The organism is Planotetraspora sp. A-T 1434, assembly GCF_025420585.1.
Lineage (GTDB): Bacteria > Actinomycetota > Actinomycetes > Streptosporangiales > Streptosporangiaceae > JAOEGB01.
In genome coordinates this window covers 16,020-29,446 of sequence record NZ_JAOEGB010000016.1, presented here as the reverse complement: position 1 = coordinate 29,446, position 13,427 = coordinate 16,020, and the positions used below count along the sequence as shown (strand labels likewise).

The following is a 13,427-nucleotide window of genomic DNA, read 5'->3' as shown; positions in this document are numbered from 1 at the left end:
CGCGACGCTGACCACGCTGAACCTCGCACAGGCCTTGCTGAACACGCGGGAGTCCTGCGCAAGCGCGCACGGAACCGCTGAGGCATGCACGGGCCCTGCCGAGCCGTGCGACAAGCCACGGTCAGCCCGTCCAGGCAGCCCCAGAGCTGAGCCGTATGGGCGACGACGCCGTTGGGGCGCTCAACCGCGGGCGCATGCCGCACCATCGCCGCAGTGCTGAGCCTGGCGGCAGTGCTGAGCCGTGCACACTACGGCGAACCGGCCCAGGCGGCCCTATAGCGCTGAGGTTGTGGGGCGAGGCTATTGCTGGGCTGACCTCCCGCTGACCTCCGCGCTGAACTTCGGCCGGCTCCAGCGCATCGGCGTCCGGGAAGCCGACAAGGGACGCATCGGCGGGGGATCAGGGCCGGGTGTCCGTGCGGCGGGACCCGAGCCATTTGGCGGCACGGTCGGCCGTCTTGTACAGGACCGGCGTGCCGAGGACGAGGTTGCCGACGCGGCGGCGAGGCTCGTACGTCAGCCAGTGGGCGGCGGCGGAGAGGGACGGCCGGGCAAGCCTGCCCTCGGCGACCATCAGTTCGCCGTTCTTCAGGCTGTCCTTGTAGCCCTTCTCCCCACGGCCGAGGTCCATGAGGGTGACCCCGGCCTCGGACGAGGCGCGGCAGAGATGCAGCCGGTGGATCAGGCCGGGAGAGTAACGGGCGTACTCGGGGTCGTAGGTCGGGAACCACCCGACGAGCACATCCTCGGTCCGTACGCCGAAGTTCCCGGCGACCAGGCGGTCTCCGGCGTACAGCAGGCCGAGGGTGCCGACGAACACGTCGGTGTTGATCTGGTGCAGCCGCTCGACGAGCCGGACGATCCACGGCTGGGCGAACCGGTCCGAGCGGCCGGTCCGCTGGTACTGCGCGGACTTCCAGCCCAGCAGCGTGCGCAGCGCGTCCGAGTCGGGCGAGTCGAACAGGAAGCGGACCTCGCCGACCTCGCGGCTGAGCCGCCGCTCCTTCTTGAGCGTCGATTTGTAGATCTTGTTGGAGCGCTCGGCGAGGTCCTTGGCGTACGACTCGTAGCCGTCGCTCATGTCGATGATCGGAGAGGGGTGGAGCGCCTTGTGATGGCGAGGGAACTGCGCCGGGTCGAGGTGGTCGAACTCCCAGACGGCGAGGTCGCAGGCCTTCAGCAGCTCGCGCGGGGGCACCTCCAGGCCGGGCGTGTGGACCATCCCCTGCAGATCGGACAGGCCGGCGCCGATCGGCTTGCCGACACCGGCGGCGTGCCGCTCGAAGGGGAAGAAGGCCTCGCCCCCGTCGATGACGGCCACCCGGGCGTTGTCGCGGACCTCGCCTACGGCCACCGAGTATTCCGGTGAGAGGAAGGGGTTGGGGCGCGTCCCGTGGGCGCGCTGCAACACGCGCCACTGCTCCAGCTCCGCCGGACCGAGCTCTCCGGGGCGGACCACCTCGATCTTCACCGGTTCCGCAACCTTCCGTAGGTCTTGAGCGCACGATCCGCCAGGCCGTACAGGCGGGGGTTGCCGAGGATGAGCCCGCGGACGCGGCGCACGGGGGCGCGCCGGAGCCAGTGGAGCCCGGCTCCGGCGGACGGACGGCTGGCGACGCCCTCGTAGAGGGGAAGGGTGCCGTTGCAGATCGTCTGCTTGTAGTCCCCGGCGGTGCCCGTGTCGATGTGCCGGATGCCACGTCCGGCAGCCGCCTCGACGAGGTGGAGGTGGTGGAGCATGCCGGGGGAGTAGCCGCCGAGCTCGGTGTCGTACGCGGGGAACCAGCCCGCCATGACGCCCTCACTGACCAGGCCGAAGTGCCCGGCGATGGGTCGGCCGTCGACGTAGAGCATGGACAGTGGGGCATGGAAGTCGCCGGTCCGCAGATGGTGGAGGCGCTCGACCAGCTCGGCGACCCAGGGTTCGGCGGTCCTGTCGGCGCGGCCGATACGGCGGTACTGCTCGGACTTCCACTTGAGGAGCAGCGCGAACTGCTCGGGATCGCGAACGTCGTAGTCGTAGGTGACAGGGCCGATTTCTCGTCCTAATTTGCGCTCTTTGTACTGCAATGTCTTGAATGACTTGGGCGACGATTCGCGAAAGAATTTGATATAGGCCTCATGTCCGGCTTCGAGGTCCAGCAGAAGGGCCAGTTTGGGAGACGGCGCCTGCTTCGGCGAACCGCCCGTGAACCACGGCTGACCGCTCACCAGGTATTCGAACTCGAAGACGTCGAGACCAGACCCCCTGAGCAGCTCATGCCCGTCGAACTCCGCCCCGGGGGAGTGCACCATGCCTTGGGCCAGCGTCACCCGCCAGGCCAGGGGCCGGGCGGCGCGGTATCCCGACGGTTCGAATGGGAGGAACCCCACGATTCCGGCGCCATCGGAGATGACGGCGACTCGGGCGTCCTGGCGCACCGCGCCCACCTCGACGGCGAACTCCGGCGCCAGCCACGGGCTCGCGAGGTGCGGCGACGCGCGGCGCATGGTCCGCCAGGCCGCCAGCTCGGATGGACCAAGATCGCGGGGTCGGACGACTTCGATCTTCATGTGGGGCGGATCCGGTGTGCTAGGGGGACGTGACCGCGCCATAATAATCACGTTGCGATCCTCGGCCGTGGTGGATGACGGCCGCCGTCGCGCCGACTGACAGCGATTTCCCGATGCTCCTCCCACGATTCCCCGACGATTCCGATGATTTCCCCCGACGAAGGAATCCCGCGATGACTGCCGCGCCCGTAGATCGCTCCATCAGCGACATCGATCTGGGCAGCTTGAGCTTCTGGGCGCGTCCGCACGAGGACCGGCTGGCGGCGTTCGAGCGGCTCAGGCAGATCGAGAAACCCATGTACTTCGGGGAGCCTCGCGTCCCGGGGCTGCGGTCCGGCAAGGGCTTCTACGCGCTGGTCCGGCACAAGGAGGTGACCGACGCGCTGCGCAACCCCCAGGTCTTCAGCAGCTACCCGTCGGTCTCGATCCCGCCGCCGCCGCGGTGGGCCAAGTACATCTTCGGCAACTCCATGGTCAACCTCGACGACCCCCAGCACGGGCGGCTCCGGCGCATCATCGCGCGGGCGTTCACGCCGCGGATGCTGAACAAGAGCGAGGAGGACGTCACCGCCAACGTCAACCGGATCATCGACCGGGTGATCGAGCGCGGTCCCGGCGGCGACTTCATCACCATGGTCGCGAACCCGGTCGCCGCGGGCGTCATCTGCGACATGGTCGGCGTGCCGGAGGAGCACCGCAAGCTGGTCATCGACCGGGTCCACACGTGGGCCGACTACACCGGCGTCCGGCCGGGCTTTCTTTCCTCGCTGCGGCTCGCCGCGAAGAACACCCGGGGCATGCTGGGCCTGCGCTCCATGGTCATCGAGCTGGGCAAGGAGCGCCGCAAGAGTCCAAAGGAGGACGTGATCTCCTCCCTGGTCACCGCCAACATCGACGGCGAGAAGCTGACCAGCATGGAGCTCGGCGCCTTCTTCACGCTCCTGGTGACCGCCGGAATAAACACCGCGAGCAACGGCATGGCGCACGGCCTGCGGCTGCTCACCGAGCACCCCGAGCAGCGCGAGCTGCTGCTGTCGGACTTCGACCGCCACATGCCGACCACGATCGAGGAGATCATCCGGTACGTCACGCCGGGCATGCGGACCGGGCGGACCATCACCACCGAGCACGAGGTCAACGGGCAGAGGTTCCTCCCCGGCGACAAGGTCGTGCTGTACTTCCTGTCCGCCAACCGGGACGAGACGGTGTTCACCGACCCGGACGCCTTCGACATCACCCGTGACCCCAACCCGCACGTCGGGTTCGGCGCGCCCGGCATCCACTTCTGCCTCGGCGCCAACCTGGTCCGCAAGGAGATGACCGTGGCCTTCCGGGAGCTCTTCCGAAGGCTTCCGGAGATCCGCGCCGTCGGGAAGCCCCGGCAGCTCCGCTCCAACTTCGAGAATGGTCTTACCGAGCTGCGGTTCGAGTTCTGAGGACGGCGTGGTGACCCAGCAAGCACAGGAGCACTACCGTCACGCCCGCCGATCGCGATCGCTGCCGTGGCTGTCGCTGCTGCTCGTCACGGCCGCCATCGTGGGCGCCGTGGTCCTGGTGGTGGCGATGGCCGGGCCGGACCCGAGCACGCCGCCGCCCCGGCCGCTCAAGGCCCCGCAGGACACGGCGGCCGAGGAGCGCATCGCCGAGTCCGGTCTCGGTACGGTCGACACCGTCGGCGGCTCCTCCATGGGGAAGAACTGGCCGGTGTGGGGCTTCACCCACACGAGGTTCAGCGCCGACTCCGGTGACTCGGCTCCGACTGACAGGGCGCAGGCGGCCATTGCCCGGCGCCCTGTCCTGCAGAACCAGCACATCATGGGCTTCGGCGCGCTCAACCCCGAGCCGTCGCCCGGGCACTACGACTTCGGCAGCCTCGACAGCCGCATGGAGCTCATCCGGCGGACCCACGGCGTCCCGGTCGTCACGCTGTGCTGCGCCCCGGACTGGATGGCCGGCGGTGTGGCCGGCAAGACCCAGGAGAAGTACTTCACCCAGGCGCCGCTGCGCAAGCACTACGACGACTTCGCCAAGCTGGCCGCGAAGGTCGCCGAGCGCTACCCGTTCGTGAAGCACTACATCGTCTGGAACGAGTTCAAGGGCTTCTTCGACGAGCACCTCAAGCGGTGGGACTACGAGGCCTACACCGACCTGTACAACCGCGTCTACGACGCGCTCAAGAAGGTGAACCCCGACATACAGGTCGGCGGGCCGTACGTCAACGTGACCGACCGGCCGGGCTGGGACTCCGAGCTGAAGGGGCCCTGGGGCAGCGAGGACCAGCGCGGGCTGAACGCCATCAAGTACTGGCTGCGCAACAAGCACGGCGCCGACTTCGTCGTCGTCGACGGCACCTCGGAGTCGTCGAAGGGGATGTATCCGGACGAGTTCCGCGCTCTGGAGAAGTTCAGCGCGGTCGACGCCTGGCTGCGCAAGCAGACGGACCTGCCGATCTGGTGGGCGGAGTGGTACTTCTCGCCGGCCGAGGAGGACTGGACCCACGAGCGGCGCACCGCCGTACAGGCCAGCGGCATGATCGAGTTCGCGAAGAGCGGCGCCGCCGCGGCCCTCTACTGGAGCCCCCAGACGACCGGTGAGGATTGCCCGGGCTGCCTGTGGACCAACACCGACGTGCCCGAGGGCGGCAAGCCACTCCCGGCGCTCACCTTGATGCAGAACTTCGCCCGGTGGTTCCCCGCGGGCACCAAACTGGTGACGGTGAAAGCGCCGCCGACCGTGCGGGTCCTCGCCCAGCCGAAGAAGATGGTCGTCGTCAACACCCAGGACGAGTCGCTGACCGTCGACGTCGACGGCAAGAAGGTCGATCTCGGCCCGTACGAGATCCGCTGGCTGGACCGTTGAGACAGCACCGTTGAGACAGGGCCGTTGACGTGAAACCGCGTCGATAGGACTGCACGTTAGGAGTGGGAACCGTGGACCAGTGGCCGCCGGTGACTGTGGTCGTCTGCACGACGGGCAACCGGCCGGACATGCTCCGGGCCGCGCTCAAGAGCGTGGCCGACCAGGACTACCCCGGCGACATCACGGCGGTCGTCGTCTTCGACCGGTGCGAGCCCGATGTGGGCGTGCTGAGCGACGACCCGCACCGCCGGGTCACCTGGACCGGCAACACACGCGTGCCCAACGTGGCAGGCAGCCGCAACAGCGGCATCCTCGCCGCCGAGACCGAGCTCGTCGGGTTCTGCGACGACGACAACACCTGGCGGCCGGGCAAGCTGCGCGCCCAGGTGGCGCTCTTCTCCGCCGAGCCGGAGGCCGCACTCGCGTCCTGCGGGATGGTGTCCACCCAAGAGCGTGTCTTCCCGGGCGACCACATCACGTTCGACGACCTGCTGCGCTCCCGGCTTCCCTCGGCGACAACCTCGTCGTTCCTGATGCGCCGATCGCTCCTGCTCGGCCCCGTGGGCATCTTCTCGGAGGAGATCCCGCGCGGCTTCGCCGAGGACTACGAGCTGCTGCTGCGCGCCGCCAGGCACGCCCCCATCCCGTACGTGCGGGAGGTGCTCGTCGAGGTGCCGCCGCACGAGGGATCGCACTTCTACGGCCGCTGGGAGCAGATCGCGGACTCGCACGAGTGGCTGCTGGAGCACTACCCGGAGTTCCGCCGGACCCGGCGGGGCTACGCGCGGCTCGCGGGCCAGGTCGCGTTCGAGAGCTCGATGGCGGGCAACCGCGCGCGCTCGCTGCGCTGGGCCCGCCGCGCCTTCCTGACGAGCCCGCTGGAGCCGCGCACCTACGCCGCGCTGGCGATCTGTTCCCGGCTCGTGACGGGGGAGTGGGTGCTGCGCCAGGTGCAGGCCCGCGGCAGCGGAACCTGACACAGGCATCCGGGAAACGTCCCCCGCGACCGGTTACTGGACCGGTTACTGAGACCGGGCTGACTCGTCAGCCTCCTCCGGCGAGGACGTTGAAGCGTTCGAGGACGACGCCCGCCACGATGATGAGCAGCGGCAGCGACGCGATGGCGAGCTTGCGGCTCCACCACCACGCGCCTCGCGGCTGCAGGATGCGGATCATCTCCCGGGACAGCACCACGATGACGAGCAGCGCGAGAGCCGCGACGCCGTACGGCGTGGCCGGTGTCGAGCCCACCCGGAACGGCAGAGCCTCAAGGGCCGGCGGGAACTTGCCCTTCGGCGGGTTCTTCAGCGTGAAGACGGCCGCGTCGTCGTTCCACAGGACCGTGCGCAGCTCCGGGCTCCTGGCCAGCGCCGCCCGGATCCGGGGTCCCCAATCGGCGGGGTAGTTGGCGTCGATCTGCAGGGAGGCGTCCTGGCTCCGGGTGGCGAGCAGGAACGACCCCGGGCCCGCGTCGCGGAGCTGGTCGATGACGGCTTTCACGTCGTCGGGGTTGCGTGAAGTGGGAGTCCTGACCTGCCTGACCCGTTCGACGCCCTTGACGCTCCAGGCGATGCTCGACCCGCCGGGCCCGTCGGCGACGAGGTAGAGGACCCGGGTCGTGGGCAGCTTCTGGGCGTAGACGTAGTCGACCGCCGCACGCTCCAGAGGTGACGTCCACTCGTACTTCTCGTTGCCGAATCGCGCCAGCAGGAACGCCCCGGCGAGGGCGAGCACGCACACGCACGCCGCCACCGGGCGCAGCCCGAGCAGGATCGACCGCAGCCGGGACCGTGCCGCCCTGGCGCCCGCTGTAAGAGCCGCCGCTTTCAGGGCCGCCTTGCCGCCCGCCGTACGGCTCGGCAGGTCGGGGAAGAAGAGGTAGGCCACGAGGAGGCTCGTCGCGGGCAGCGTGAAGAGGTAGACCCGCAGGCCCAGCTCCCCGCCGTAGCTCAGCATCGCCAGCGACATGACGGGGACGAGCAGCATTACCAGGATCACGCGGTCGCCGATGCCGCGGCGGAGGCGGCGCAGGAACCCGAGCCCGGCGAGCCCGAGCATCACGGCGGTGACGCCGAGCCGGGTGTAGAGAACGATCAGGCGGTCCGGGTCGGTCGAGCTGATCCGGCCGGTGGTGTTCTGGGTGAGGTTGCCGCCGACCTGCCCCACGCCGCCGACCATGCTGCTCAGGTGCCCCGACCAGTACGCCATGGCCATGTAGTTGACGTACGCGGCGACGAGGACGGCGAACAGCACGGGAAGCAGGAAGCTGAGCCGCGTGCGCCGGAAGACCACGAGGCCGCCCAGCACACCCACCATCATGAACGGCGTGATCTGGTGCGCCGCGGTCGTGGCGGCGAACAGGAGGACCATCACGAACAGGACGATGATCCGGTCCGACCTGCCGCTCTTGCGCGCGGGCAGCTCCCCGGGCTGGAGCGTCCAGCGCTTGCGCCAGAAGGACGGCGAGGGGTCGATCCTGACGAACCACGTCATCAGCATCGCCACGAAGAGCAGGTAGAACAGGTATGTCAGGCCCTGGGGCGAGAAGTAGTCCTGCCCGACCCACTGGGCCACCACGAAGATCAGGATCGCCAGCCACTTCGCCCGGCGGTCGGCCCGCATCCGGCGGGCGATGGCGAGTAGCGGCAGCAGGTAGAGCACGTTGGAGATCAGCGGCCACCAGTTCATCAGCGTCGCCGGGTCGGTGACGCCGGCCGCGCGGATGAGGAACGCCGCGAAGGTGGAGAATCCGGGCCAGTTGAACCGGGCGTCGAGCGACAGGAGCGTGTCTCCCGTGCGGGCGATGTAGTCGACGAAGCCCGCGATCGTCCAGGCGACGGGGAAGCGCGGCAGCGGCTCCACGAGGATCGCCGCGCCGTGCAGCGTGAACAGGATGGCCAGGAGCTGCAGGAGCAGCAGCACCGGCCGATGCCGCCGTCGCATGAGCGTGTCGAAGAAGACCAGGATCAGCAGGCCGATGGCCGCGAGCGACACCGGCGGCATCACCGAGATGAGGCCGAGCCCGTTCATCCGGTAGAGGTCGACGCCGACGAGGGCCCCCGGGCGGGCGCGCATGGCGATGACGTACATGACGAGGGCCTCGATCGTGATGACCGGCCCCAGCCACGTCCCGGGCCGCCGGATCAGGGAGATCAGCTCTCGCGTCGCCCGCCGCCGTGTCCGCCCCGCCGCCTCCAGCAACCGCCGTACGGCCTGGCGTCCCGAGGCCACCGCGCCCACGGCGGGCCGTTCCTCGTCGTGCACGGCGGGGGGAGAGCCGACGGCTCCGGCGGGCGTCACGGCCTCCATTGTGACCTGTTCGATGGGCTCGCCATCGCAGATCCTGTGCAGGTTCCGTGCGATCGCCGTGGCCATCAGGATCTGCGTGACGAGCATCGCCACGCCGACGCCGGTGATGCCCATGCGCGGCAGCAGAACCATGGTGAGGCCGATGGCGAGGACGCACCGCACGGCCTGGATGAGCAGCAGCGAGCGCGACCGCCCGAGGGCCCGCAGCGCGCCCAGGTAGAGCTCGACGACGGCCCGCGCGAGGGTGGCCAGCGCGAGCAGGCGCAGCAGCGTGGTGCCCTTCTCGGAGAACTGCTCGCCGAAGACGGATAGCACCCACGGCGCGGCCACGAGCACCAGCGCGACGATGGGGGTGAGCGCCAGCAGGCTGCGCTGGAGGGCGCGCCGGCACATGGCCCCGAGCGCCGCCGGGTCGAAGGCCCCCTCCACAGTGAGCGAGGTGGCCATCGTGAACGCGAAGACCTCCAGCAGCCCGCCCACGGTCGTCGCGATGCCGTAGTAGGCGTAGGTGGCCTTGGAGACCTCCGTGGCGATCATCACGGGGATCAGGTAGGTGGCCGCGAGGGTGAAGACGGACCCGAAGTAGTCGCCGAAGACGAACCGGGCGATCGACCGGAGCGAGGGCGGCGTCCGGTGGGCCGTCTCGATGATGTGCCTCGGGATGAGCCGCCGGAAGATCAGATAGTTGACCGGCAGGATGCCGATCGCGACCGGGACGATCCAGGCGAGGAAGACCTCCCAGGAGACCTCCCTGCCCTGGCCCGCGAGCATCGCCGCGCATCCGGCCACCGCGGCCACCTTGGCCAGGCTGACCGCGATGTTGACGATCGGGACCCACGCGGACTTGCGCAGCGCGGTGAGGACGACGTCCTGCAGCGTGCAGACGGACCAGACGACCACCACGGCGGCGAAGACCAGCCCGGGGCCCCACCCGGACAGGATCCGGTAGTTCGGCTCGTTTCCGGCCACCGCCAGGAAGATGACCGTGCCGATCAGGCCCAGCACGGCCCCGACCAGGTAGACCCCGCCGATGAAGTGCCGGGTCCGGTGGCTGGCCTCGGGGATGAACCGGGTGAGCGCGCCGACGAAACCGAAGGACGTGAGCGCCGCCAGCATGCGCATCGCGCTGATGAGGGCCTGGCCCTGCCCGACGTCCTCGGTGCGGAAGAACCGCGTCGCGATCATCCAGTAGCCGACGCCCAGGGCCGCGCTGATGCCCGCGTTGACGATCAGCGCGTACGCGTTGCGCAGCAGCGGGTCGTCGAGGTCCGCCGGGAGACGTCTCCTGAGCGTGCTGCGCCATCCCTCCTCGTGATCGGTGGGTGCGTCCTCGGGCCGTACGATGTCAGTCATTTAGTTCGATCTTGCTTGGCTCGCGAGACACTCGCAACAGCACGGCCCCGGCGGCGGTCTACATGTCAGAAGAGATGTCAGGAGGATGTCAGGGAGGGAGGGCGTTCTTCCCCGGCGGAAGTCTTTCAGTCTCTCCCGGCGGGAGTCTGCCAGGCTTCCGCGGCGGAGTCTTTCAGGCCGCGCCGCGGTCGGCGGCGGAAACCGTGGAACGGCCGCGCTCCAGGATAGGAGGCCCCGTCCGTCTCTCTCGCATGATCGTCTTCAACACGCGCCAGCCGTCGCGGATCGCCCGCAGGTTGCTCGTGCCGTGGATGCGGTTGCGCTCGTGGCTGGGGATCTCGTGGACACGCAGTCCGGCCTTGGCGGCGCGGATGTTCATGAGCGTCTCGACCTCGAATCCGGCGCAGTCGGGGGCGAGCGTGTCGAGGTGGCAGGCCCAGAAGGCGTTGTAGCCATAGCAGAGGTCGGTGTAGCGCGTGCCGTACAGCCCGTTGACGAGCGAGCTGAGCACGAAGTTGCCGAACCGCCTGCTGAGCGTGATGTCGTCGCTGCCGCCGCCGTTGGCGAAGCGCGACCCCTTGGCGTAGTCGGCGCCCGCGACGAGCGCGCCCACGAACCGGATGATCTCCTGGCCGTCCGTCGACCCGTCCGCGTCGATCATCACGATGATGTCGCCCGTGCAGGCGGCGAAGCCCGCGGCGAGCGCGTCACCCTTGCCCCGGCCGCGCTGCTGCACGACCCGGAGGGTGGGGCGGAGCCGCCGCGCCACCGCCACCGTGTCGTCGGTCGAGTTGCCGTCGACCAGGACCACCTCGTGGATCCAGCGAGGCAGGGTCGCGAAGACGTGCGGCAGGTTCTCGGCCTCGTTGAGCGCGGGCACCACCACGCTCACTCGGGGCGATATGGCCATAAGCGGCGAAATCCGGATAAATCCGTCTACGGCTGGCTTCGGCGAGAGCGTCGTTAATTGTGAAACGGGGAAAGACTTGGTGCTCTCGGGATTCATGTTGTGGGGATCCTCCGGGGCATGGTGCTGGCGGCGTCATTGGCACAAGGCACGTTGCCCTTCGCTCAGCTGCGAGGACGTTCGAACGTACCGGGTAGGTGTCGCTGAGGGCGGGCATGGACGGCAGACCGTCCGAAACCCCGCCGAAAACCGAGGTTACCTTCCCGATCTTGCCTCGGGTGGCCCACCTGGTGAATCCGCCGCCGCCATTCTCGTGGAAATGAACGCCATCGATGCCCCCACCCTCGCCGGGATCCAGAAGAACGGCCAGCTCAGCCCGCTTACTCCGCTTCGGCGCGACGAGGCGGCGTAACCTGGGCGGCCGCTGATCGTTATACCTATCTGACCAAGCGGCCGCATGACTGTCAACGCGGACGTTTGGACCGGCCCTTTCGTTCACCGTCGTATCCGAATTGTGATCGGGAATTCGTTGTGCCTTCCGGGTGGGGAGGAGGGCGCTCGTCGATCGAGCGGGCCGACCTCCGGTCCGTGGTCGAAGGGGGCGACCGGTCCGGCCAGCCGCGCCGGTCCGGGCGCGCCGAGCCGTGCCGCCTCCTCCGGTCCGGCGTCGGGCGGAGGCGGGGATGGGGGCTCACTCGCGGCGTACGGCGCGGGCTGCGGTGAGGCGTCGGCTTCGAAGGGTGGCGCGGGCTGGGGTGAGGCGTCGGCTTCGAAGGGTGGCGCGGGCTGTGACAGCGGCTCCCCCAGCGGCTCCGGGAGGGGCTGCATGGCGGCGAGCCGCGCCCGGGACGGCCGGTCGCCCAGCCGCCGCGCGACGTTCGCCCGGAGCTGGGGGAGGTATCCGTACAGGCGGTCTCCGGGGCACGAGGTCGTGTTCAGGTCCCGATGGCCGATGATCGCGACGTTCGGGTCGAGGTCGTAGACGCCGCACAGCCAGGCCAGCAGCGACGTCAGCGAGGCGAGCTGGGCGGAGGTGGGGAGCTCCGTCATGTACGTCCCCTCGGTTTCCACCCCCATCGTGTGCCGGTTGTGGTTGGCCGTCTGCGCGCCCATCGCGAGCTTCCCCTCCGCGATCGCGGGCAGCGTCCGGTTGCGGCCCTCCAGGATGTGGCCGCCGCGGCTGACCGTGAAGTGCTCGCCGATGTCCTCCCAGCCGTTGTGCTTCATGTGGTAGCGCTGGATGGCCTGCGACAGCCGGAACGCCGCGTCGAGGCTCCGGTCGCCCGTGTTCGCCGTCGCCGTGTGGTGGATGACGATCCGGTCCGGCGCGCGGTCGAGCACGAGGGCCTTGTTCTTCGGCGACGCGGCGCCCCAGGCGTCGCGCGTGTAGACACGCGGACGGCCCGGCTTCGCGCCGCCAGCGGACTCGGCGAACTGGGCGGCCTCGGCGAACTGGGCGGGCTCGGCGGACTGGGCCATGGCCCGGCCCGCCGTTCCCAGCAGGATCCCCCCGGCCAGCCCGCCCCCGGCCGACAGGAACGCCCGGCGCGTGACGGATCCGTCCGAGATCGCTGGCATGCGGCCTCCCCGAGTGAAGCGCGGGTCCTCGGGGGACCCGTGTTCCGGCGGGAGGTTGGATCCATATCCCCGGCTCCGGCTCCGGATATTCCTCGGAGCCGAAAACCGGTCACATCTCAACCAGAATGTCCGAGCTATTCCCGGACGGCAATTCCCCAGGTCGCCGACGTAACGGCGCCATTGAGGGAATTATCAGCAAATCGCCGATCCGGTTATGGAATGGCGGCCAGGAAACGCCGCTGGTCCTCGGCCGGTAGGCCGTCGATGAAAAGGACGCCGTCCAGGTGGTCGGCCTCGTGCTGGAGGACCCGGGCCAGCATGCCGATCGCCCGGACCGTGACCGGCTTGCCGTACATGTCCCGGCCGCGGGCGACGGCGGAGAACGCCCGCTCCCGCGGCCACCACATCCCGGGCGCGGACAGGCATGCCTCGTCGGCGAGGATTGGGCGGCCCGAGAGCTCCAGGCGCGGGTTGACGATGTGGCCGGCCCTGCCGTCCACGTCGAACGCGAGCACCCGGAGCGGGACGCCGATCTGCGGCGCCGCCAGCCCCGCCCGCCCGGGCCCCGCCCGCATGGTGACGGTGAGTGACCGGACGAGCTCTCGAAGGGATCGGTCGAAGGTGGTCACCGGCTCCGCTACAGCACGTAGCGCAGGATCGGCGAACATACGGATCTGCCGGACAGCCATGCACGCTCCCCGCGGCGACGACGACACGAGAACGAAATTCCCATCTATGGGTGGTACCAACCTTTGTTAAATCCATGTTGCATTGGTGACAGCTGTGGATCGGATGTTTCACGGGTGCGGCACATGTAACCGCCGCACCGTCACACATAGTCAAAGTGCGTAACGCGTTCCTCCTAATT

Annotated in this window: 9 protein-coding genes; 3 read left to right on the top strand and 6 right to left on the bottom strand. The window is 69.2% G+C overall.

Translation table 11 applies throughout. The features are described from left to right. Positions 1–400: 400 nt before the first annotated feature. The gene (locus N5079_RS21135) at positions 401–1,471 is read right to left on the bottom strand and encodes a GNAT family N-acetyltransferase (protein WP_261585681.1); all 1,071 of its coding nucleotides are present in this window, start codon (positions 1,469–1,471) and stop codon (positions 401–403) included. Beyond that, positions 1,468–2,553 carry a GNAT family N-acetyltransferase gene (locus tag N5079_RS21130; RefSeq protein ID WP_261585680.1) on the bottom strand — a complete coding sequence of 362 codons (1,086 nt, stop codon included), beginning with the start codon at positions 2,551–2,553 and terminating at the stop codon, positions 1,468–1,470. The genes N5079_RS21135 and N5079_RS21130 overlap by 4 nt, the downstream gene beginning before the upstream one ends. 173 nt (positions 2,554–2,726) lie before the next feature. On the opposite strand from N5079_RS21130, the gene N5079_RS21125 reads away from it, so the two are divergent. The 3 genes from N5079_RS21125 to N5079_RS21115 all read left to right on the top strand — a co-directional run bounded on the left by N5079_RS21125 (position 2,727) and on the right by N5079_RS21115 (position 6,389). Next, positions 2,727–3,989: a cytochrome P450 gene (locus tag N5079_RS21125; protein WP_261585679.1), complete on the top strand. Its 1,263-nt coding sequence runs from the start codon at positions 2,727–2,729 to the stop codon at positions 3,987–3,989. A gap of 10 nt (positions 3,990–3,999) precedes the next feature. Next, on the top strand, positions 4,000–5,412 hold the full coding sequence (locus N5079_RS21120) for a GH39 family glycosyl hydrolase (protein ID WP_261585678.1): 1,413 nt from the start codon (positions 4,000–4,002) through the stop codon (positions 5,410–5,412). A gap of 71 nt (positions 5,413–5,483) precedes the next feature. Then, positions 5,484–6,389 (top strand): glycosyltransferase family 2 protein, encoded by a 906-nt coding sequence (locus tag N5079_RS21115; RefSeq protein WP_261585677.1) that lies wholly within the window; start codon positions 5,484–5,486, stop codon positions 6,387–6,389. A 67-nt stretch (positions 6,390–6,456) separates the two neighbouring features. On the opposite strand, the gene N5079_RS21110 is transcribed toward N5079_RS21115, so the two are convergent. The 4 genes from N5079_RS21110 to N5079_RS21095 all read right to left on the bottom strand — a co-directional run bounded on the left by N5079_RS21110 (position 6,457) and on the right by N5079_RS21095 (position 13,248). Continuing rightward, a complete protein-coding gene (locus N5079_RS21110; protein WP_261585676.1) occupies positions 6,457–10,074 on the bottom strand; it encodes a lipopolysaccharide biosynthesis protein in 3,618 nt (1,205 codons plus the stop codon). A 172-nt stretch (positions 10,075–10,246) separates the two neighbouring features. Beyond that, on the bottom strand, positions 10,247–10,966 hold the full coding sequence (locus N5079_RS21105) for a glycosyltransferase family 2 protein (protein WP_261585675.1): 720 nt from the start codon (positions 10,964–10,966) through the stop codon (positions 10,247–10,249). A gap of 510 nt (positions 10,967–11,476) precedes the next feature. Beyond that, complete coding sequence (locus N5079_RS21100) at positions 11,477–12,559, bottom strand: peptidoglycan recognition family protein (RefSeq protein WP_261585674.1); 1,083 nt, start codon at positions 12,557–12,559, stop codon at positions 11,477–11,479. Positions 12,560–12,771: 212 nt separating this feature from the next. Beyond that, positions 12,772–13,248, bottom strand: a complete 477-nt coding sequence (locus tag N5079_RS21095; protein WP_261585673.1) for a peptide deformylase — start codon at positions 13,246–13,248, stop codon at positions 12,772–12,774. Positions 13,249–13,427 lie beyond the last annotated feature (179 nt).